20 protein-coding genes are annotated in these 20551 nt (G+C 41.3%); 5 read left to right on the top strand and 15 right to left on the bottom strand.

What is annotated here, in order from left to right; genetic code table 11:
- Positions 1 to 241: 241 nt before the first annotated feature.
- The 4 genes from ACY8DT_RS10560 to ACY8DT_RS10545 are packed head-to-tail and all read right to left on the bottom strand — an operon-like array spanning position 242 to position 3326.
- Positions 242 to 1105 (bottom strand): penicillin acylase family protein, encoded by an 864-nt coding sequence (locus ACY8DT_RS10560; RefSeq protein WP_462420267.1) that lies wholly within the window; start codon positions 1103 to 1105, stop codon positions 242 to 244.
- Positions 1106 to 1124: 19 nt separating this feature from the next.
- On the bottom strand, positions 1125 to 1919 hold the full coding sequence (locus ACY8DT_RS10555; RefSeq protein ID WP_462420266.1) for a tyrosine-protein phosphatase: 795 nt from the start codon (positions 1917 to 1919) through the stop codon (positions 1125 to 1127).
- 2 nt (positions 1920 to 1921) lie between these two features.
- A complete protein-coding gene (locus ACY8DT_RS10550; protein WP_462420265.1) occupies positions 1922 to 2632 on the bottom strand; it encodes a CpsD/CapB family tyrosine-protein kinase in 711 nt (236 codons plus the stop codon).
- 13 nt (positions 2633 to 2645) lie between these two features.
- On the bottom strand, positions 2646 to 3326 hold the full coding sequence (locus ACY8DT_RS10545) for a YveK family protein (RefSeq protein WP_462420264.1): 681 nt from the start codon (positions 3324 to 3326) through the stop codon (positions 2646 to 2648).
- 270 nt (positions 3327 to 3596) lie between these two features.
- Between ACY8DT_RS10545 and relB the strand changes: the two genes are divergently transcribed.
- Together relB and ACY8DT_RS10535 are read left to right on the top strand one after the other, a co-directional pair.
- Complete coding sequence (gene relB / locus ACY8DT_RS10540; RefSeq protein WP_462420263.1) at positions 3597 to 3830, top strand: type II toxin-antitoxin system RelB family antitoxin; 234 nt, start codon at positions 3597 to 3599, stop codon at positions 3828 to 3830.
- Positions 3820 to 4086 carry a type II toxin-antitoxin system RelE family toxin gene (locus ACY8DT_RS10535; protein WP_462420262.1) on the top strand — a complete coding sequence of 89 codons (267 nt, stop codon included), beginning with the start codon at positions 3820 to 3822 and terminating at the stop codon, positions 4084 to 4086. The genes relB and ACY8DT_RS10535 overlap by 11 nt, the downstream gene beginning before the upstream one ends.
- Positions 4087 to 4274: 188 nt before the next feature.
- On the opposite strand, the gene ACY8DT_RS10530 is transcribed toward ACY8DT_RS10535, so the two are convergent.
- Entirely contained in the window at positions 4275 to 5795 is a 1521-nt protein-coding gene (locus ACY8DT_RS10530; RefSeq protein ID WP_462422261.1) for an SLC13 family permease, read from the bottom strand.
- Between the two features lie 330 nt (positions 5796 to 6125).
- Here ACY8DT_RS10530 and ACY8DT_RS10525 point away from each other — a divergent pair, with 330 nt between their 5' ends.
- Positions 6126 to 7310, top strand: a complete 1185-nt coding sequence (locus ACY8DT_RS10525; protein WP_462420261.1) for an amidohydrolase — start codon at positions 6126 to 6128, stop codon at positions 7308 to 7310.
- A 4-nt stretch (positions 7311 to 7314) separates the two neighbouring features.
- On the top strand, positions 7315 to 7455 hold the full coding sequence (locus ACY8DT_RS10520) for a hypothetical protein (protein ID WP_462420260.1): 141 nt from the start codon (positions 7315 to 7317) through the stop codon (positions 7453 to 7455).
- A gap of 158 nt (positions 7456 to 7613) precedes the next feature.
- On the opposite strand, the gene ACY8DT_RS10515 is transcribed toward ACY8DT_RS10520, so the two are convergent.
- Genes ACY8DT_RS10515 through ACY8DT_RS10505 form a run of 3 tightly spaced genes read right to left on the bottom strand, consistent with a single transcriptional unit; the run spans position 7614 to position 9175 of the window.
- Positions 7614 to 8612: an LLM class flavin-dependent oxidoreductase gene (locus ACY8DT_RS10515; protein ID WP_462420259.1), complete on the bottom strand. Its 999-nt coding sequence runs from the start codon at positions 8610 to 8612 to the stop codon at positions 7614 to 7616.
- 10 nt (positions 8613 to 8622) lie between these two features.
- Positions 8623 to 8943, bottom strand: coding sequence for a DUF3219 family protein (locus ACY8DT_RS10510; protein ID WP_462420258.1), 321 nt, complete (start codon positions 8941 to 8943; stop codon positions 8623 to 8625).
- A gap of 16 nt (positions 8944 to 8959) precedes the next feature.
- A complete protein-coding gene (locus ACY8DT_RS10505) occupies positions 8960 to 9175 on the bottom strand; it encodes a hypothetical protein (RefSeq protein ID WP_462420257.1) in 216 nt (71 codons plus the stop codon).
- A gap of 350 nt (positions 9176 to 9525) precedes the next feature.
- On the opposite strand from ACY8DT_RS10505, the gene ACY8DT_RS10500 reads away from it, so the two are divergent.
- Positions 9526 to 11388, top strand: coding sequence for a LysM peptidoglycan-binding domain-containing protein (locus ACY8DT_RS10500; protein ID WP_462420256.1), 1863 nt, complete (start codon positions 9526 to 9528; stop codon positions 11386 to 11388).
- A 595-nt stretch (positions 11389 to 11983) separates the two neighbouring features.
- Here the strand turns inward: ACY8DT_RS10500 and ACY8DT_RS10495 are convergent.
- The 7 genes from ACY8DT_RS10495 to ACY8DT_RS10465 all read right to left on the bottom strand — a co-directional run bounded on the left by ACY8DT_RS10495 (position 11984) and on the right by ACY8DT_RS10465 (position 20531).
- Positions 11984 to 13480: a tripartite tricarboxylate transporter permease gene (locus ACY8DT_RS10495; protein WP_462420255.1), complete on the bottom strand. Its 1497-nt coding sequence runs from the start codon at positions 13478 to 13480 to the stop codon at positions 11984 to 11986.
- A gap of 11 nt (positions 13481 to 13491) precedes the next feature.
- Positions 13492 to 14034, bottom strand: coding sequence for a tripartite tricarboxylate transporter TctB family protein (locus tag ACY8DT_RS10490; protein ID WP_462420254.1), 543 nt, complete (start codon positions 14032 to 14034; stop codon positions 13492 to 13494).
- Between the two features lie 290 nt (positions 14035 to 14324).
- Complete coding sequence (locus ACY8DT_RS10485; protein ID WP_462420253.1) at positions 14325 to 15314, bottom strand: 2-hydroxyacid dehydrogenase; 990 nt, start codon at positions 15312 to 15314, stop codon at positions 14325 to 14327.
- 192 nt (positions 15315 to 15506) lie between these two features.
- Positions 15507 to 16808, bottom strand: a complete 1302-nt coding sequence (locus ACY8DT_RS10480) for an enolase C-terminal domain-like protein (protein ID WP_462422260.1) — start codon at positions 16806 to 16808, stop codon at positions 15507 to 15509.
- Positions 16809 to 17011: 203 nt separating this feature from the next.
- The gene (gene kdgD / locus ACY8DT_RS10475) at positions 17012 to 17935 is read right to left on the bottom strand and encodes a 5-dehydro-4-deoxyglucarate dehydratase (RefSeq protein WP_462420252.1); all 924 of its coding nucleotides are present in this window, start codon (positions 17933 to 17935) and stop codon (positions 17012 to 17014) included.
- Positions 17936 to 17988: 53 nt separating this feature from the next.
- A complete protein-coding gene (locus ACY8DT_RS10470; protein WP_462420251.1) occupies positions 17989 to 19335 on the bottom strand; it encodes a TRAP transporter large permease subunit in 1347 nt (448 codons plus the stop codon).
- A gap of 29 nt (positions 19336 to 19364) precedes the next feature.
- Positions 19365 to 20531 carry a mandelate racemase/muconate lactonizing enzyme family protein gene (locus ACY8DT_RS10465; protein ID WP_462420250.1) on the bottom strand — a complete coding sequence of 389 codons (1167 nt, stop codon included), beginning with the start codon at positions 20529 to 20531 and terminating at the stop codon, positions 19365 to 19367.
- Between the last annotated feature and the right edge of the window lie 20 nt (positions 20532 to 20551).

Here is a 20551-nt window from a genome sequence, read left to right as displayed (position 1 = left end):
GAAAATATTGAATTTAATGAATGTGTAAAAAGTATTATTTACAAAATCATTAATAAGAGAACTATTGAAATAAAACTTTCCTTATCATAAACACTTTTAGATGCTGATTGTCTTGTTAAGATTTTAATTCATTCAAAGAAAGATGAATATGAAACAACAACCTTCTTTAATTTTCCATTCATAAAAAAAGCACGCCCTAAAGTTAAATTTAAAGTTCAACGTTAGGGCGTACACTAATATTTTACTCAGGCACTAAATGTATCGTATGGTCTGTTGCCTCTTCAATTTTGTCGCGGCTATACAATAAAGGTATTGCTTCATCGTTTGCCCAATCATCGAATAAATTGTCGTAGAATTTACTGTCTGGATCTCCTGATTGACCGGGACTGTTCATGGCAATCGAGTTATCCCATTCTCCAACATCGACTATCAATCTGAAGGTTGCACCGTGTGTCTGATTGAAGTCTGAATCATAGCCGGAAGCGCCGACCGTATCACCACTGCCTCCACGAGGGAGCGGTCCTACATTCATTCTTTCCTCTTGTCCTTCATCAACGATACCGGGCAATTGATGTTCTAGATAGGAGTGTTTCAAATCTCCCCATCTCCATGCATCCATATCTGAACCAAGCTGTTCTACTACATCATCGATTGCATCAGATAGAGTATCCAACAGAATTTGATTGCGTACTTCTTCAGGATTTTCTCCCAACCGTTCATCTGGATTTTCTAATAGATTCAAGGTGGCAAGAGGGTCTCCAGAGCCAATGTGTTCTGCTGCCTCTTCAGACATGATTGCCTGCACAACCGCAGAACGTAAATGATTCTGGTACCATATTTCAAATAAAGGAGCGGCAGAAGATTCAACAGATAAGTCGTTGTCCCACTCCCGTAACATGTTCAAAGCCTCGTCTACCTGCTCATCTGAAGATTCCAGACCATCCAGCAGAGCGGTAATGCGTTGTGCCGGTACCGACGTATAATCTGTTTGTAGTTCAAGTGAATCTTCAATACCCATTTGCTCAACGTTTTCCATTACCTGCTCAATACGTTGATAACGGAATGGTGTGGTCCATTCGAATCCAAGCGGATGGCTCCCATACACGTCCACGCTTCTTTCTAAATTAAAATAGTCCTAAAAACTTCTTTTTCTTTCTTTTCTTCCTGTGAGTATCTTCCGATGTCCACTTCTTCGGTGGTTTGACTTTCACATCTCTGTTATGCAGAATTGCTTCTGCATTGTATTTCAACCGTTCTACATATTCTTCACCAAACTGTTCTTCAATGACCTGATACGCTTCCTTCAACATGAACGGTCTGTTCGCTGCATGGTGTGCATCACTGGCAACGACATGCACCAGATTATACTCAATCAATTTCAAACTCTTCTCCTGCAGCCCCTCACCAAGTGCACCTGCCACTGAAGTGGCTGTCACCTGTCCAAGCGCACCTTTTTCTACCAAGTCATACAGCTTATCCGGTTCCTTCATTAACGGTCTGCACCTCTCCGGGTGCGCAATCAATGGTGTGTAACCTTTCATCTGCAAATCAAAGAATAATTTCCCGGTGTAGTTTGCTAGTTCTGTAAATGAAAACTCGACCAGTACATACTGCGATTCGTTGAGCGGGATGTTGATGTCCGATTCCAGCTCATGCACCAGCTCACCGTTGATCCTGATTTCCTGTCCGGGATAGACATTGAGGGGGAAATCATGCTCATCTATAAGGGCTTTTATTTCTTCCATCTTTTCTAAAATTTTACATTTAGGATTAATGAAATCCCCACTATACTGATGTGGGGTTACAATGATGTCTGTGATTCCATTGTCTATCGCCTGTTTCATGAGTGCCAGTGCTTCCTCTTCATTCTGCGGCCCGTCATCGACGCCGATCAGCAGATGATTATGAATGTCTATCATTATTATTCACTCCCGTAGTAATAATAATAACTGTCGCCTTCGTCCTTGATTCTCTTGTTGTTCAGTACGACGCCCAGCATATTGGCATCCGCTTTTTCAAGCAATTCCTTAGCCTGCAGCAGGCTGTCCCTGTTGTTCGTCTCAACGTTGCTGACGAGAATGGTGCCGTGCACCATCTTGCTGAGCAGCTGCGCATCCGTCACTGCAAGTATCGGCGGTGAATCAACGATGACCATGTCATACTGCATGGATAATACTTTGAAAAACTGTGTCATTTTGTTGGATGCGAGCAGTTCCGACGGATTTGGCGGAATGGGCCCGGAAGTAATCAGATCGAGATTTTCCACTTCTGTCGTCTTCACGACTTCTTCGGCCTGGATATCATTCACGATTGCGGTCGACAAGCCTCTCTGGTTTTGGACTTCGAATGTATAGTGCGTCGTCGGACGCCTTAGATCTGCATCCAGCAATACCGTTCTTTTTCCTGCCTGTGCAAAGGCAATCGCCACGTTGGCAGCCGTCGTCGTCTTACCTGCTCCAGGTAAGGCGGACGTGAAGAGTACGGATTTTATTTCCGAATCGATGCTTGAATATGTAATGTTCGTTCTGATTGTTCTGTACTGCTCACTGACCGGAGACTTCGGCTCTTTAAGAACCATCAGGTCCCGTGGATCTGTTTTGAAATCTAAATGTTTGTGTTTTCTTTTCGCCATTTATCCCAGTCTCCTATTTATCAAATTTCGCCACGGTACCCAGTACCGGCAAATCCAGAATCTTTTCCACTTCTTCTTCCGTTTTGACTCTCTTGTCGAGGAATTCTCTTAAGAAAGCGATGCCGAGCGCAAGCAATACGCCGAGTATCAGGCCGATCGCGATGTTGACGAGCGGCTGCGGTGAAACCGGTGACGGGTTCTCCCCGACATCCGCCGTCGCAAGTATTGAAACGTTATCTACGTTCATCACATCTGCGACTCTTTCCTGGAACACATCCGCCACTTCGTTCGCAATCTTTTCGGCATTTTCCGGGAATTCGTCAGAGACTGTGATCGTCAGCACCTGCGACTGGTCCTGGTTGTTGACTGTGATTTGATTCGCGAGTGCGTTTGAAGTTTGTTCAAGGCCCAGGTTTTCGACCACGTCATCTAAAACTGTGGGACTTAAAATAATATCCCGATATGTATTGACGAGCTGCAGGCTGGCTTGTATGTCCTGATTGTTGACTGCGCCATCAGAAGATTCCTGAGACTGCGTGACCAGCACCTGTGTGTTCGCTTCATACTGCGGCGTCATGATGAGTGCCGTAGCAAATGCAGCGGCCGCCCCGAACAGTAAACCAAGTGAAATAATCATGATGAGGTTTTTCTTAATAACACCCAGAATATCTTCCAGGTTCAACGTTTCTTCCATGCGACATCCTCCAAATTATATGTAGTCCAATTACTTTATGTAAGTACAACAGTATATAGTGTAACATTTTACACGTGAATGTTGTAGACTTTCTTGAAAAATTTATGACAAATCAGGGAATGATTTTACACTTTCGTGAATGGGGTCATTCTCATAAAAGAGATTGTAAATTTTATATCCCGAGGGGTTGTGATTAGTTTCTCCACTTTCCAATTGATAAAATATATATTTTGTGCTACGATCGTCTTACAAGGAGTCGGAGGTGTTGCTATGAGTATTACAATACGTTTGGAAAAAGAGGAAGAGGAAATTTTACGTGGTATAGTCGAAGCTAAAAACACAAACATGTCCGTTTATGTAAGAGCGCTCATTTCAGAAAAGATTGATGAAGAAATCGACCGGGAAATGTACAAAAAAGCTGTTAAGGTGTTAGAAGATAGTGGTACTGAATTTGTTTCATGGGAAGAAGCCAAGGAAGAACTCGGTATAACAGATGAAATATAAATTAAAAATTGAGAAAAAAGCATTAAAAAAATTAAAAAAAATGGACAAAAACAGAAGTGCTTTACTCATCTCATGGATAAACAAAAACTTAGTCGATACTGATGATCCAAGAAAACATGGTAAAGCCTTATCAGGAGACTACAGAGGATTGTGGCGTTATAGAGTCGGAGATTATAGGATTGTCGCAATGATTAAAGATGATGAAATTTTGATATCAATAATAAATTTAGGTCATAAAAAAGATGTTTATAAATGATCGATGACTTTATACCGGTAACAATTATTTCATGCATTAGAATCCAGTTGAATATAGATATTTACCATAAAGAAGTACAGAACCTATTTTCGGTTCTGTACTTCTTTTAACTTCCACTGAAACTGTAAAAAACCCCATAAAAAATGACACGGCCGCGACAGCCATGCCATTTCTTTCATTTTTCAATTTTAAAACGGATAGACATTGAGATCAATCCCATAGACGATTGGCAGGAGCAGGTACGTAACGACCACTATTAGAAGCAACGCGATGAGGTTCAGCCCGAAACCGGCTTTTGCCATTTCCTGGATGGATATTTTTCCTGTACCGAAGACGATGGCGTTTGGCGGTGTTCCGACCGGCAGCATGAATGCACAGTTTGCAGCCATTGCCGCCGGCAACATCAATGCAAGCGGATGGACATCCACTGCCATCGCCAGTCCTGCAAGTACCGGCAGGATCATCGTCGCTGTTGCGGTGTTCGAAGTGAACTCCGTGAGGAATAGGATCAACAGTGATACGACTCCGATCATGATTAGAATGTTCGTGCCTTCGATATTGACGAGCAGCTCACCGAGCCACTGGTCGACGCCTGTTTCAACGATCGCTGCAGCGAGTGCCAGACCGCCGCCGAACAGAAGCAGTACGCCCCAAGGCAGGTCTCTCGCCACCGACCAGTCAAGCAGACGACCCTGCTGTCTTCTCGTTGGGATCAGGAAGAGCAGCACCGCAGCAAGCATCGCAATGGAACCGTCGGTCATCAACTCTAAAAATGCAAAGTGTTCAAAGACGAAGCCGCGCAGTATCCACATCGACGCTGCAAAGAGGAAGACGACGAGTACCAGTTTCTCCTCTTTTGTCGTCTTACCCAGCGCTTCAAATTCCTGGTTGATGATTTTAGCGCCGCCCGGCAATTCTTTCAAATCATGTTTGAACGCGACAAACGTCATGAAATACCATGCGATGATCAATAGAAGAATTACTGTCGGCACACCGATCAGCATATATTGTGCGAAGCTCATATCGTAACCGAAGATTTCATTCATCTGACCGGCTAAAATGATCAGCGGCGGTGTACCGATCAATGTTCCAAGACCGCCGATGGTCCCTGCGTAACCGATTCCAAGAACGAGCTGCTTTTCAAACTTCGTGACGTCTCCCCCGCTCTCTTCAGTCGACAGAGAATGTGCTTCTTTAATGATTGCGAGACCAATCGGAATCATAATCATTACAGCGGCCGTATTCGACACGAACATCGACAGCAGTGCCGTCGCAATCATGAAGCCGAGCATGATCGTCGCCGACGTGGTACCGATTGCACGAATGATCGTGAGTGCGACACGCGTATGTAAATTCCACTTCTCCATCGCCACAGCGAGCAGGAAACCACCGAGGAATAAGAAGATGATATCTGCACCATAGGCACTGGATACCTGGTCGCTTCCCATGACTCCGCCCATCGGAAACAAAAACAAAGGCATGAGTGAAGTCGCCGGAATCGGAATGGCTTCAGTCATCCACCACGTTGCGATCCACAGTGCTGACGCCACGACGAATATTCCGCTTCTGTCCAGGCCGTCCGTCTGTAAAAATAATAAGGTCAAAACAAAAAGCAAAGGCCCCATGATCAGACCCGTCATCTGCAGTCTATTATACGGCGGGTAGCCTGAGCTATCATCTTCCGGTTCATTTTCCACCGTTTTTTTCATATCTTCTGAACTGAAAAATTTGAGCAATGACTTTGTCCGCCTCGACTCTTTCCATACTTTGTCATAACTCTGTTTGACGAAAGATGTTTCTTCTTTGTCGAACTTTGATTTGCCGTTCACATTATCACTCCTGATTCTTTGAATAAGTACAATAAACTGAATTTACCATACACAGAATATTTATGCTACATATATTTAAAGTCCCAAGGAGGACGGGAATGAAAGCGTTGTCGTTCGGGTATAGGCATGATAGAGCTTTCAGTTTTTATCATGTAAAACAGACTTTTCTGATAAAATGACAGTGACTAATGATCAGGAGGTTGGATTGATATGAAAAAATTATTCAAAGCATTGGAAGAAGAATTCGATAACATGGTCGACTTCCGGAGGGACATGCATATGTATCCCGAACTGTCCCACCACGAGGAGAAGACGCCTGAAAAGATTGTGCAGTTCTATAAGGATTTAGGTGTTACGGACGTTAGGACGAGAGTCGGCGGACGGGGTGTTGTCGCAACACTTGAAGGCGGCAAGCCGGGCCGGACGGTCGCACTCCGTGCCGACTTTGACGCACTGCCGATCCAGGATGCGAAGGATGTGGAGTACAAGTCCAAAGTGGACGGCGTCATGCACGCGTGCGGTCACGATATCCACACTTCGACGCTCCTCCATGTTGCGAAGGTTTTATTTGCCAATAAGGATAAGCTTCCGGGTAAAGTCGTGTTCCTGCACCAGTTCGCAGAGGAAGTTATTCCGGGCGGTGCGAAATTCATGATCGAGGACGGGGCGCTCGACGGTGTCGACGGCGTCTTCGGGGCGCATGTCATTTCAACGATGCCTTTCGGCAAGGTCGGTGCCCTTTCGGGTCCGTTCATGGCGAGCGGCGATACTTTTGAAATTACGGTGCAGGGTAAAGGCGGTCATGCCGGCATGCCGCAGCATAATAAGGATCCTTTGACTGTCGCAACGACGCTGTTCCAGAGTCTGCAGACGATCGTCAGCCGGGATACTGATCCGCTGAAGTCCGGTGTGGTGTCCGTCACGACATTCAATACGGGCGAGGCGAACTTCAATGTCATTCCGGATAAGGTTGAGATCAAAGGGACCGTCCGGACGCTCGATGATGAGACACGTGATAATGCGGAAAAAAAGATCAAGCAGATGACGGAAAATATTGCGAAGGCGTACGGCATGAGTGCCGAAGTGGATTACACGCGGGGCTATCCGGTGGTTGTGAATGATGCGGAAGAAACGGCGCACATTTCCAGGCTTCAAAAAGAAGTCATGGGCGAGGACAACGTCATTGATATTACGCCGCAGACGAGCATGGAAGACTTCGGCTATTATCTGCTCGAGCGTCCGGGCTGCTTCTTTATCGTCGGCGGTACGATGCCGGACTCAGGCGACGTCTTTCCCCACCACCATCCGAACTTCAACGTCGATGAACGCTCGATGATCAATATCGGCAAGATGTTCATCGCCACGGTGTTCGATTATAATGGGGATGAGGGGTAGAGATATGGATAAGAGAGATGAAGCGATTGCTCAGCTTAAAGAGAAGCTGATGGTTGCTGAAGCGCAGCGATTGAACGGTGAAGAAACGACTCCGCGTGAAGAAATGATTAAGAAGATTGCCAGGCGGAAAGAGACTGGGTCTTAGAAATTCAGCAGAAAAATAATCCGTACGTTTTCTTTCCTGGGGCATCTCGTGAGCCTGAAGTCTCACGCTGATGCTATTCCCCTAGGAGTAAAACGTACGGATTTTCTGTTCCTCAAACTGTATATTATCTTCTAAACTTCCGTTTTTGTAGTAATAGACTATTCCATCGCTTCTTTCAACATCTCAAACGATTTTATCTTATCTTCTATAGAGTGGGTATTCGTCGAAATCATGATTTCTTCTATATCATATGCTTCTGCGAGTTTCTTAAGCCTGCCGGCAACGTCTTCGCGGGTGCCGACGAACATTGAACCGAGCCTTCTTTCTACATTCACCCGCTCTTCATCGGTCAGTTCGAAGTTTTTCGCATCTTCAATGCTCGGGATACCGTCGTCTTCAGTACTCTCACCGAAAGCGCGTTCTTTTTCGATGCCCCAGATGAGGGTGCTCATGGCGATATCTTTTGCTTTTTCTTTTGTTTCAGCTACAAAGGCGGTGACGGTGATCATCACCTGCGGTTTCTGCCCTTCTGCTCTTGGTTTGAAGTTATCCCTGTAAGTATCGATGACTTCTTTCATATCCCCGGCGTTCGACATGAAGTAGCCGAAGCAGTAATTCATGCCGAGTGATCCTGCCAGCTCGGCACTTTTCACACTGGTGCCGAGCATCCATACTTCGGGCGAAGGGTCTGCAAGCGGGCTTATCTTGATCTTTTCCGTATGGTTATTATGATGGATGAAGCCCATCAGCTCGCTGACGCGTTCTTCATTTGCATAGACATTTTTAAGATATTCCTTGTTCAGCGCTTCCGTCGCTTCTGCGGGGCCGCCGGGTGCGCGCCCGATGCCGAGGTCCACCCTGCCTGGAAAAAGCGTCGCCAGTGTATGATAATTTTCCGCCACTTTATACGGACTGTAATACGGAATAAGCGTCGCACCGGAACCGATTCGAATTTTTGAAGTCGCGCTGCCTATCGCAGCGAGCGTAATCTCGGGCGTGCTGGATGCGAATGCCGGCATCGAATGGTGCTCGGCGAGCCAGAACCTTCCGTAGCCGAGCACCTCGCCCGCCTTTGCGAGCGTGACCGCATTGTCCAGGGCTTCAGAGGCACTTGAGCCTTTCGACACCGGGGCCTGATCTAATATGCTGAGTTTCATAACATTCCCTCTATCTGCCAATATTTTTTAACGTCACCGTATACTCATCCGCCGTCGTATTGTCTTCTGCTTCGTACAGATTGACGATGCCGCTGTAGAAGTTGATGATTTCTCCCTTGAACTTGAGATTCCGCTCAGGCACTTCCACATCCAGCACCTTTTCATATAATATACTGGCCGTTTCACTGTAGACATCTTTCGTTACATCAAACTTCACGGTAATCTCTTCCACATCCCGGGCACCCGACTTCTCACCTTCAGCGTAGATGGGCTTCTCCTCGTAATCGTTCAGTTCAATTTCCTTGTTGTTCAATACAATCTTTTCTACCACTTAATATCACACTCACTTAATTTTGTCTGTTTTGGATTTCCTGGATAGATATTGACGTAATCAGATTCGGGTTGAGCAGCAGCGTTCTGCCATGCTCCAGGGGTACACGTATAAACTGATTCGTATCGATTGGTTTCTCAAATACTCCGACCAGATGTTCCACTGCTTCAGGCTGGACGATTTCTGTCGAATCGCCGCCGACATTATATATCGTTATCATTTTCTGGGTCATCATTTCACCCTCCTCACGAAATCTTTCTACTATAAATTATACCCCTAATCGTCCATCACAAAAACCACTTCGGCTTGAGAGGTTCTCTCCTATATTAATATTGGGTAAATTCCGTGTCAGATCAGTTTTTATTTTCCAAAGGTTTTATCACTTGTATATACCGGACATTGTAATAATTGGTGTAATAACCGCATGTTATTTTACATATATTTTAGTTACATTACAGTTCTGTTACAAATGAAACTTTCTTCACCTTTTCTGTTAGTATAGGAGCTGTTGATAAATAAAGTGAATTATTCAGACAATTCGTCGAGAAAATTGATAATAAAAAATTAGGGGGATTTCCTTTTATGAAAAAGGTCATTACTGCACTCACAGCAACAGCAGCGATTTCTACATACGGTTTGGCAGAAGATGCATCTGCAAACACTGGTAATGCTACATATTCTGTCTTAGGCGGAGACACACTCTGGAAGATCGCCCAGGAAAATAACCTGACTGTCAATCAGCTTAAAAATTATAATAACTTGAGCTCGGATACGATTACAGTCGGACAAAGCATTGCGACTAATACACCATCTACATATACGGTCAAAGCAGGAGATACGCTTTGGGGCATCGGCCTTCGTAATAATATTTCTGTTGAACAGTTGAAAGAATGGAATAGCTTATCGAGTGATCTGATTCTGGTTAACCAGACATTGACTTTAAATGGTGCAGTTGAAGAAGAAGTCGTTGAAGAGACTGAACCGGTTGAAGTTGAGGATGAAGCAGAAGTGGTCGAGATTGAAGAGGACGTTGAACCGGCTGTAGAGGAAACGGTTCAGACGGATGCAGATACATATACAGTACAACCGGGCGACACGCTTTTCGGTATTGCCGGTGAACATGGCATGTCATACCGTGCATTGATGTCCGCTAACGGACTTTCAGATTTCCTGATTTTCCCTGGACAGGTTTTACAGCTTAACGGCGAAGCAGCTGAAGAAGTTGAAGTTGTTGAGGAAGAAACTGTAGAAGAAGAGCCGGAAGTTGAAGAAGTGGCTCAGGTTGAAGAGGAAGTTACAGAAGAAGAAACTGTAGAGGAAGAAGTCATCGAAGAGGAGCCTGTTGAAGCTGAAACTGAAGAGGTAGAAGTCGAGCCTGAACCAGTTGAAGAGGAAGTCGTTGAAGAAGCTGTAGAAGAAGAGACTGTAGAGGAAGAGGCAGTTGAAGAGGAAGTCGTCGAAGAAGAACCGGCTGAGGAAGAAACTGTAGAGGAAGAAGCAGTTGAAGAGGAAGTTGTTGAAGAAGCGCCGGCTGAGGAAGAAACTGTAGAGGAAGAAGCAGTTGAAGAGGAAGTTGTTGAAGAAGCGCCGGCTGAGGAAGAAGCTGTAGAAGAAGAAGCAGTTGAAGAAGAAGTTGTCGAAGAAGCGCCGGCTGAGGAAGAAACTGTAGAAGAAGAAGCAGTTGAAGAGGAAGTCGTCGAAGAAGCGCCGGCTGAAGCGCCTGAACCTGAAAACATTACTGGTGACACTTACACAGTTCAAAGCGGTGACACTCTTGCGAGTATTGCTAACCGTGCGGGTGTCAGCTACAACAACATTATGGAATACAACGAAATGGATTCGGTTTTAATTTATCCTGGTAAAGTTCTTGACCTTGTAGACAACCGTCCGGCTGAAGTTGAAGCGCCTGAGGTTGTTGAAGAGGAAGTTGAACCGGTACAGGAAGAAGTTGTTGAGGAAGAGGCTGAAGTTGAAGAAGTAGAACCTGAACCTGCTCCAGAACCAGTAGTCGAAGAGGTTGTTGAAGAAGAGCCTGTCGTTGAAGAAGAGCCTGAAGCTGAGCCTGAAGAACAAGCGCCGGCAGCGCCTGCTGCATCTTACGGTACTAACTGGTACCAGACTGGCGAATGTACTTGGTACGCTTTCGAACGCCGTCAGCAGCTTGGCAAACCTGTCAGCGGCAGCTGGGGCAACGCGTCCAGCTGGGCAGGTAATGCAAGCGCACAAGGTTTATCAGTAAGCAACACACCTTCACATGGTGCAATCATCCAATCAAACGCCTGGTCAAATGGCGCTTGGGGTGCCGGCCACGTTGGAGTTGTTGAGCAAGTTAATGGTGACGGATCAATCATGATCTCAGAAATGAACTGGAGCAACGGCCTGGGTGGAAAATCATTCAGAACACTATCCGCTTCAGAAGCAGCAAACCATAACTTCATTCACTAATATTTCCAATCTTATATATATAGATAAAAATAGCAAACCCCGCTTACTTTTGTAGGCGGGGTTCGTTTTTGTCATTTTTATGGTGACTGATATGACTGGATATGTTTAATAACTCATTCTTTTGCGGTAGATGAGCTGTTAAATGTGGTAACGGACCGTCCCGCCATGCAGGATGCGCTGTTAGACTGCCAACGGATCGTCCCAGCATGCGGGATGCGCTGTAAAAATGAATTAGCTCATCCTAAAAAATAAATGAAAATTTATATTCAAGAAGTAAATTAACATTACTAGTATTTGGCTATTTTACTCTTTATAATTAAAGATACAGCAATTCCATATATGGGATTACCGAACACATTCAAATATAAGATAATCAATTGAAAATAAATTCAGTAAGTCAGCCTAGTATAATCGAATCGAAAAATCCATCTGCTCTTACAGAAGTAGATGGATTTTTGTTTGGTTAACTTTAGAGGCTTCTCTCTATTTGGCCGATGGGTCACAGCTAATTACCGCTGAGGCAAAAAAAGAACAAAACCCTTTTTCAAACAAAGTTTTGTTCTTTTTTAAATTGTGTTAATTTCTTTTACAGTCGCTAACTGGCCACCTTTTTAGCATTTTTATAATCTTTGTAAAGACTGAATACAACGGATCCTATAGCTATAACCCAGAATAGAGCTGCGATTGGCTGAGTAATAAATGGAAGGAAATCTCCCCCAGTCATTTGCAGACCTCTACGTAAATTGACTTCAGCAATCGGACCAAGTATGAACCCTAATATAATTGGTGTAATTGGAAACTTCGCTTTGATTAACAGGTAACCGATAACACCGAAGAAAATTAATGCGCCCGCATCAAAAATTCGGTTATTAACCCCTATTGAACCAACAACGCAAAGTACTATAATCACTGGGTAAAGATAATGCTTTGGTATACTCAGTAATTTTACGAAACCTTTCATACCACTGATAAGTAAGATTGCCATAAATACGTTCGCAATCAACAGTGCAACAAAGATACTGTATACAAGTGGTCCATTATTTTCAAACAATAATGGTCCAGACTGGACGCCATGAATCATCAGACCACCTAATAACATCGCTGTTACAGTGTCGCCTGGGATCCCTAGAGAAATTAACGGTACCAATGCACCACCGACAGCTGCGTTATTTGATGACTCTGATGCAACCACTCCATCATCTATACCCTTACCAAATTTTTCTGGTGTTTTTGATTGTCTTTTGGCAGTGACATAAGCTATGATATTCGCTGTTCCTCCACCAATACCTGGTAAAATACCAATACCTATTCCAAGTAATGTCGATCTTATAAAGTTATATGGTTTTTTAAATACTGCTGCAAACGGTAAATTAACCTTTGTTGTTTTATCCTTTGTGTCTTTTGATTCGATGGGGTTATCTTTTCTTTCTTCAATAACTTTTAGCATCTCAGAAACTGCAAAGATACCGATAAGTACAGGAAGTAATTGGAAACCTGCACTAAGGTTGTCCATGCCGAAAGTCCAACGTGGATAGGAGTCTATTGGCGCCGCGCCTACGAATGAGAATGTAAGCCCCAGTAGAGCAGCTATTACACCTTTTACGAGAGATCCGTCAGATAAACTTGAAATTAAGGTCAAAGCAAACATTGTAATCGCAAAATATTCAAATGGACCAAATTCAAGCGCCACTCTTGCCAAAGGTGGTGAAAGAAGCATCAGTACAATAATACTGATCAGTCCACCGGTAAATGATGCAATGATTGATATGCCCAGTGCTCTTCCTGCCTGTCCATTTTGAGCCATCGGATACCCATCAAATGTGGTAGAAATACTTGAGGGAGTACCTGGAAGATTCAATAGAATCGCTGGAATCATACCACCAGAAACCCCGCCTATATAAAGTCCCATCAGTAATGCCATCCCGTTACTGGGATCCATACCAAACGTAATTGGTAAACAGATTGCTACAGCCATTGTGGCTGTCAGACCTGGTATCGATCCAAATATTAAACCTAGTATTACACCACCCAGAATAATTAATATCGATTGAAAATTAAATAACAGTTGAAAACCTTCTAAAAATAAATCCATACTTGTCCCCCTTACCCAAGTAATCCTGCTGGAAGCATCAAATTAAAGAAACCTTTGAATATCCAGTAGATTAGTCCGGAAGTAGCTATTGAAACAATAATGAAAGTAATGTACTTTCTATTATTTTTCTTTGACATGATACACATTTGTAGAAAAAGAAAAATTGTAGTAGAAATAATGAACCCTAATGGTTGAAGTAATGCAACACATGTAATTAAGAGTACGATGGTAAGTACTACTAATCCATAGTATTTCTTCTCTTTTTCTTCATTTTCTGACTTGCTGACTTGATACTGTTCCATTGCATTTTCATCACTCTCAGCTTCATCTTTTCTTTCTGCATTTTTCTCTTTGATTTTCTTCTGAATAAATGGAGAAATAATTAGCAGGACACTCATAACAGCCATACTTACTGATGCTATTTGAGGGAAAAAGGCTGAGCCTACTCTAGATTCTGTCATTTGTTGAAAGCCAAATGTAGATATGAATAAAGTTATCGAAATAATCAGGATTATTATCCCGGAAAATACATCTACTTTTTTACTTGAGTCCATGGACTCCCTCCCCTTTGTTACATTAAAGTTAACTACGATTCATAAAATCGGTTTTTTAAAATAAAGTTACTGAATTTATCAATGTATTCTTTATGCCAATATTTCAAGTCAGGTAACTTACTTTCAATCTTATCTATATCTAGATAACGCTTACAAATATTAAAAGTTTTCTTACAAAGGCATTATGTCGAATTAGTATATGTCATTTTGATCAGTTCGATTAGTTGTTCTCAACATATATTGAGATGTGCAACTATTTTATTATGATAATTTCTCCCTTCACCACAAATTCATTTATAGACTTCTGGATTAATCAAGTTTGGAGGTCTTTCACCATTCACGCCTGCAGTTAAATTTTTAATTGCTAATTTTGCCATTTCATACCTTGTTTCTAGTGTAGCTGAACCAATATGCGGTAGTGTCACCACATTACTTAATTTCAATAGTTGATTATCCAAATCAACTGGTTCTTTTTGATACACATCTAGTCCTGCTGCATATATCTCTCTATTTTTTAAAGATGCTATCAATTCTTCTTCATTTACAAGCTCTCCCCTAGATCCATTAACTAATACCGCATCTTTTTTCATCATCATTAACTCTTCTTTTCCTATTAGGTTCTCTGTTTCCGGTGTTAAAGGAGCCACCAAGCAGATAAAATTCGATTCTTTCAATAATTCTTTCAAACTGCAGTATTTAGCATTTAGTTCCTTCTCCAACTGACCATTTTGGGTACGGTTATGGTACAAAATTTTCATATTAAAACCTTTATGTGCCCGCTTTGCCACTGCTCCGCCAATTCGACCCATCCCAATTATGCCTATAATCTTATTATGAACATCTATTCCGAACAATTTTTCATCAACCTTATCTTGCCATCTACCGCTTTTAACGTAGTAATCCAATTCAGGGATTCTACGCGCTGCCGCAACCAACAGACCAAAAATTGCATCAGCTGTTGTCTCTGTTAATATATCGGGTGTATTGGTTGCCATAACTCTCCGTCTTGTTAGATCATCTATATTTAAATTATTATAACCAACAGAAATGTTAACAACGATTTTTAACCGGGGAGCATTATCCAGCAGCTGTTCATCTACATGCAATCCACTCCCAATAAGTCCGACAGCATCTTTCAAATCATCCGTAAAATCCTCTCCAGAAGGAGGGTTTAACTGATTATAGTAACTTATTTGATATGATTGACGGAGTTTTTCCAACAGATTTTCTGATAAATAAGTATAAACAATGATTTTTGGTAATTTTTCTTCTTTTCCCACATTATATCCCTTCATTATTTATTTGTATTACAAATATAATTTAAAAAGATATGAATGTCAATTTTTTATTTAATAATTCTGACTTTTTATATCAAGCCATGCAATTCACTAAATCATATTCGATACGAACTCAACTTTTTAAATTTATTTCTTAATATATTCAATCATTTTTTGAAGTCTTTTTAGAAAACATTATCTAACCATAGATGGTTTTTTTGAATTAAATTCCCATCCAGGGATTAAGTATTGCATTGCTATTGAATCATTACGATCATCAAGTTTTTCATCATAATATAATTTACTTGCTTTCTTCACCGCTTCTAGATCGATATCGATTCCGAGCCCCGGCTTATCTGGCACTTGAACTTTACCATCAACTATTTTTAATGGATTTTTAGTCAAAAACTGTCCATCCTGCCAAATCCAATGTGTATCAATTGCAGTAATATTACCAGGGGCTGAAGCTGCTGCATGTGTGAACATTGCCAGTGATATATCAAAATGGTTATTAGAGTGGGAACCCCAAGTCAGGCCAAAGTCATTGCATAGTTGGGCTACTCTCACTGAGCCCTGCATAGTCCAAAAATGTGGATCTGCTAGTATAATGTCTACTGAATTGAGTTGAATCGCATGGTTTAACTGACGCCAATCAGTAGCTACCATGTTGGTAGCTGTAGACAATCCTGTTGCTTTTTTAAATTCTGACATTATTTCTCTAGCAGAGTAGTCACCTTCTGCTCCAACAGGGTCTTCTGCATAGGCAAGAATATCATTTTTCCCTTTACAGTTATTTATAGCCTCTTTCAATGGCCATCCACCGTTAGGATCCAGAGTTATTCTTGCATCAGGAAACCTTCCTTTCAATGCTTCTATTGCCTGCATTTCTTCTTCAGCACTGAAGACCCCGCCTTTGAGTTTGAAATCTTTGAAACCATAACGCTCATAGGCTGCTTCAGCTAACTTAACGATAGCCTCCGGAGTTAAAGCTTCCTCATGTCTCAGTCTGAACCAATCATCTTTTGAATCTCCATCACTTTCATATGGAAGATCCGTTCTATTCTTATCACCGACATAGAAAAGATAACCCAGCATTTCAACTTCTGTTCTTTGTTGCCCATCGCCCAACAACTCTGAAACAGGCACTTCAAGGTTTTTTCCAAGTAAATCCAGCAGTGCAGATTCAACTGCCGTAACTACATGAATAGTTATTCTTTGATCAAAAGTCTGTTTTCCTCTACCTTTAGAATCTTTATCCCTGTATTCATCTGCAATTGAATTCAATGTTTTTTTATATCTCCCTAATGAAGTTCCAACTATAAACTTCTTTGAATCCTCTAATGTCTTCCTTATCATTTCCCCACCAGGAACCTCACCGACTCCAACATTACCATTATCGTCTTCAATAATAACTATATTACGAGTAAAAAATGGACTGTGGGCACCACTGAGGTTTAATAACATGCTATCTTTACCAGCCACAGGGTATACAGACATCTGAACTACTTTTGGCGCATTGTAATTATTCACTATCTAACCTCTTTCCAAAAAATTTAAATAGTCTATAAAATGTCATTCTGATTGTTTACAAGACTTGTGAAATTAAAGAGAAAAACAGAACTAAGGTTTAAGATATTAATACTGATGATAGGTTCTATCCTTTCCTTAGTTTCTGGTTTCTTTATTTGTATAATAATCTTTTATAAGTTTTTGTATAAATCAGATGGATAGAGTTCTAAAGCTTTATCTAATATTTCTTTCATCTCATTATAATGTTCATCTTTAACTTCAATTACTGGAGCTCTTACTGTCGCCCCGACTGGAAGCCCTACGATATTCATACCTGCTTTTATTAATGCAACAGCATATCCTTTTTCTTTTTTCCTGATTGCATGTAACGGAAGGATGACATTCTCATAAATGGTCTCTGCTACTTCGTCATCCCCTTCTTGAATCGCATCAAAATACTTTCTCGAAATATGAGGGATATAGTTGGATATAGCAGAAGAATAAGAATCATAACCAAGGGGCATGTAAGTTGACATCGTTACTTCAGCCATCGGCATTCCATTCAGGAAATCAACTTTCCCTTTAAATTTATGACTGAATTCACTGTTAAGCTCCATATTTCCGTAACCATCTTTAAATCCTACAATCTGTTCGACTTCAATTAATCTTCGCAATGTGTCCGCTTCTAAAATCGCATTATCTCTCTGATAAATGATTGCGTTAAGATTGCTGGCTTTTGCTATTTGTGCAAAATATTCATATATACCGTCTTGAGAACCTATGATAAGGTATGGCGGCATGATCAAGTAACCATCTGCACCAAGTTCTTCAGATAATTTCGCTCTTCTTTTTGCCTCTTCAATATTCCCACCGACACCTGAATATACCGGTACTTTACCATTGACTGTCTTGACGGCGAGGTCAACCAATGTCTTGTACTCTTCATCATTCAAGTTAGTGTATTCTCCTGCACCGCATGCCGGGAACACAGCCTGTAATCCACCCTCCACTAAAAATTCGATATTTTTAACAAACGCTTCTGTATCAATTTCTCCATTTGACTTCATTGGTGTGACCGGAAATCCTAAAATTCCTTTTGGTGATGTTCTATTCATAGTATATTCTCCTCATATTTTATTATATATAATTACATTATAATTGTCTTACATTATATTAAAAAATTTAATACTATCGCTAGTATTATTCCGACAACAGATAGAATGATCAAATATAAACCATTCATTTTAAATCCTATTTCCCACCATTTTGTTTTTAACAAATTGGAAACAAGAAGATTGGTTAAGCTGACTGGTGATGTGACAACAGATACACTCCAGCCCAGTATGAATATGAAACTCAAAACTAGTGGGTCAATTCCGACAAGTTCCGGCGGTACTTGAATAATGATTAATGGCACGACAACTATTTGGTGTAAGCCAATGAGTGTCAGTGAAATAATCAAAAACAGTATTGTTATAACAAACAATATGTATGAATAATCGGATATTTCAACCAGTAATGGTGTCAAAATCCCTCCGAATGACGTACCTGACAGCACACTTGCCAACAGCCCCGCTGAAAGAAACAGTATCGTTTCATTTTTGAAGTTGGGGAAAGTCCCGCTGATTCTTATAATTTCTTTGAGTACAGGTTTTATATTACTTGTGAGGACACCCCATAAAATCGGTATGAATATCGCTGTTAATATTATTATGGTGATGATATTTCCTTTAGTAATATATTCAATCAAGATGATTAATCCGATAAAAGCTGCGATGGAAATAAAAACTTTATATATATTATTCCAATCTTTCTTGAGCTGATGTGAATCTATTTCCATTGAAATATTTTGTTCAACATCAGTTTTATTTCTAAAGATATAAAATATTAAAATACTAATTAAAATCTGTATAATTCCAAGCGGCAAACCGATTAAGATATAATCACTTAAAGACAAATCTTCAAACATATACAGAATCGTCGCAACAGAGGCAAAATAAGGCGACCACACTATTGCTGAAGTGTATGCAGGGATATACGCCCTGGCCAGAAAACGCTTTGAAAAACCAATCTCTGATATAATGTCGTGCGTGATCCTTATGGATCCGATATTGAACACCGGTGAAATGACGAACAGGAAAGTCATCAGTCCACTGTATGCTTTAATTGTATTGCCGCTTAAAGACTTTAAAACATTAAACAAAGATGTTAAGTAACCCTTCAATCTAAGTGGAATCGCAATCATCGGTGCCATCAGTATTAGCGACAAAATCGGTACATTTTGATTAATCCCATATAATACGGTTTTCCAATCAATACCATACAGAACAGCTATCAGTATACTTCCAATGAGTAATAAAGAACTGATTACTCTCGAAAAAGCATTTGAACCTATAAAACTGAATACTAATGTAATAAATGCCAGTATTGATAGTATTCCTGTTACCAATTCCAAGCCCGTGAACACGCTGATGAGATAAGTGAATATCATCAAAATCATTAAAGCTTGTTTCAAATGGATCTACACTCCGTCTTTTTTAATTATCAGGTTGACGTTCTATCCTGCAATTGATGTACTGTCACTTCTCCCCAGCCAAGATCGGGCACTTCATACTTAGCGAGTAATGCTTCATCCAATTCTACGCCGAGTCCTGGAATATCCCTGTCCGGCAAATGAAGGAAGCCATCTTGATAAACAACTTTGTTTTTTACTACATCACCTACATACAGTTCCGGTCCGGTTGGATCAGAAGTATAATTAATATTGGTAAGAGAACCCCCCAGGTGTGCCATTGCGGCTGTACCTATTGAAAGTTCCTGCGTTGTTCCGATAACTACTTCCTTATTGGCGACTTCTGCTGCATATGCTGCTTTTCTTGCTGCAGTTAAACCACCTATGAATACCGGAGATATATTGAATATATCCACAGATTCCTGTTTAAGCATCTCACTTTGCTGCATTGAACTCCATACATGCTCGCTGATAGGATAATCCACTCTGGTTCGTAATTGATATAATCCGTCAAAGTCATTTCTTGGCGCTGGACTTTCAATCATTTCCAAGCCCAGTTCATGAGGGAGCAATTGTTTTATTACTCTCAGTGAATCTTTCCATTTCAATAAGTGACTGAAATCAAATGATTTCACTTTTACTTTACTGCCGAATTCTTCCTTGATTCCTTTTAGCAGTTCAATGTCCGCTTCTGTATTTTTACCGACATAGAGTCTGAATACATCGAAGCCCTCTTCATATCTTTGTCTCACTACTTGCAAGTTCTCTTCTACCTCTTCCATAAATCTCTGACGGAAGATAGGATAACAGACTTTAAATTTTGATTTGGTTCTGCCTCCAAGGAGGTCACCGGCTGAGACACCTAATGCTTTTCCACATAAATCGTATAAAGCATTATCTATGCCGTTTCTGATAAAACTGCCTTTTTCATAGTAGTACATTGCTTCCGGGAAATTATCGAGTAATTCTTTATTGATATCCATGATATCGAAAGGGTTTCTACCGATTAACAGGTTATTTAATGTAACATTTAAATCATTAAGATCGACCGCATACTTTGGCAGATGTGAAAAGTCCGACATCTCACCAATGCCAGTCACACCCTCATCTGTTTCCAGACGGACAATGACATGTTTATTAATGAAACCTGTATGACGGGGTATACCTACAGCATGTAATCTGACTTTTTTTATTTTCATAATAATTACTGCCCTTCATA

This window comes from Salinicoccus sp. Marseille-QA3875 (assembly GCF_054950095.1).
The sequence above is the reverse complement of the archived record's forward strand: the minus strand, read 5'-3'. Positions and strand labels throughout refer to the sequence as shown.